The organism is Marinobacter sp. NFXS11 (assembly GCF_040148675.1).
Taxonomy (GTDB): domain Bacteria; phylum Pseudomonadota; class Gammaproteobacteria; order Pseudomonadales; family Oleiphilaceae; genus Marinobacter.
In genome coordinates, this window is record NZ_JAGDDV010000007.1 from 1 (window position 1) to 1,520 (window position 1,520).

Sequence of the window (1,520 nt, forward strand, 5' to 3'; positions counted from 1 at the left end):
TGAGCACAGACAACACCAACAAGAATGTAGGATCCGCGCCGGCCGAAGGCCGTATCACAGACGAAGCCATTGCGAACGCGAAGGCGATGATTGGCCTGCAGCTGCGCCCGGAAGGGCCTTACCTGCAGGACGCGTCTTCAGACACCTTGCGCAACTGGTGTAACGGTATCGGTGATCTCAACCCCCTTTATCGTGATCCGGGTTATGGCCATGCCACCCGCCATGCCACCCAGGTTGGTCACCCGATGTTCCCGATGGCGTACGGCTGGTTAGGCCGCACTCGCTGGGGGTTGCCAGGCGTTCATGGCTTCTATGCCGGTAACGACTGGGAGTTGTTCCGCCACGTGCGTCCAGGCGATCGAATTAGCGCCGTAGAGCGAGTTGTTGGTGTCGAAGAGAAGCAAAGCAAGTTCTCCGGTCGACTGGTTCTTCAGTATGTAGAAGCCAGTTATTACAACCAGCGCAGTGAATTGGTTGCCCGGGCACTGGGCACCTGTACCCGTCATGAGCGTAAAGCTGCCCGGGATGCCGGCAAGTACGACGACATCAAAATGCATGAATACACCAACGAAGAGCGCGACCGTATAGACCAGGCGATTCTGGATGAGCCGGAGAACATCCGGGGCGCGAACGTTCGTTACTGGGAAGATGTTCAGGAAGGTGAAGAGCTGCCCTCCATTGCCCGTGGACCATTGTCGCTGATGGACACCATGGGCTTCCTGGTCGGTTGTGGCCGCGGACACACTCACGGTGTGGTGCTGCAAGCGGCCGTGAAGCACCCGGGGCACTTCTTCCGTAACCCGGAAGCCGGCGGCGGTGTGGAATACACCGGCATTGGCCACCACCGCGAGTCCGTGGCGAAGGAAGTTGGCGTACCCGGCACCTACGATTACGGCCCCCAGCGCTCTGCCTGGATGTGTTCACTGGTCACCAACTGGATGGGCGATGCCGGCTTCCTGAAGCGTGTTCGTACCGAAATGCGTCGCTTCAACATTGTGGGTGATACCACCTGGTGTACCGGTAAAGTCGTTCGCAAGTATGTAAAAGACAACACCGGACTGGTGGACATCGAATTGGCCGCCATTAACCAGCGCGGCGAAGTAACCACGCCGGGTCTGGCAACGGTTGCTCTGCCTTCCCGTGACGTCAATCAACCTGCCTTTGTGGATGGGTCTGGCTGCAACCTGGATCTGCCGATCGTTCGCTAAGGTAACTGTCAGTCACTTGGGGAGGATTACAATGCCAACAACCCACTCCCACGATCGTAACAGCCTGCCTCTGGCAGGTTGTTATGTCGTCGAAAGATCGCGCTCCGTTGCGGCCGCCTACGCCGGACGCTTGCTTGCCACCTTGGGAGCAACCGTTGTGATGCTGGAACCCGAGCAAGGGAGCGTCCTTCGAAAGGCCGCGCCACTGCTGGAGGACGGCACGAGTGCCTTGTTCAGTTATCTGGCGGCGGGCAAGCGAAGCCTGGTGTGTGATCTGGAAACCGAGGCCGGTCAGAAGGTGCTGGCCCGGGA

The 1,520-nt window shown here is 59.0% G+C and carries 2 protein-coding genes; both read left to right on the forward strand.

Translation table 11 applies throughout. The annotated features are described in order from the left end of the window. The coding region (locus tag J3362_RS19785) for an FAS1-like dehydratase domain-containing protein (protein WP_349521889.1) at positions 1-1,208 on the forward strand (1,208 nt) is incomplete at its 5' end. Between the two features lie 31 nt (positions 1,209-1,239). Then, on the forward strand, positions 1,240-1,520 hold a 281-nt coding region (locus J3362_RS19790; protein WP_349521890.1), incomplete at its 3' end, for a CoA transferase.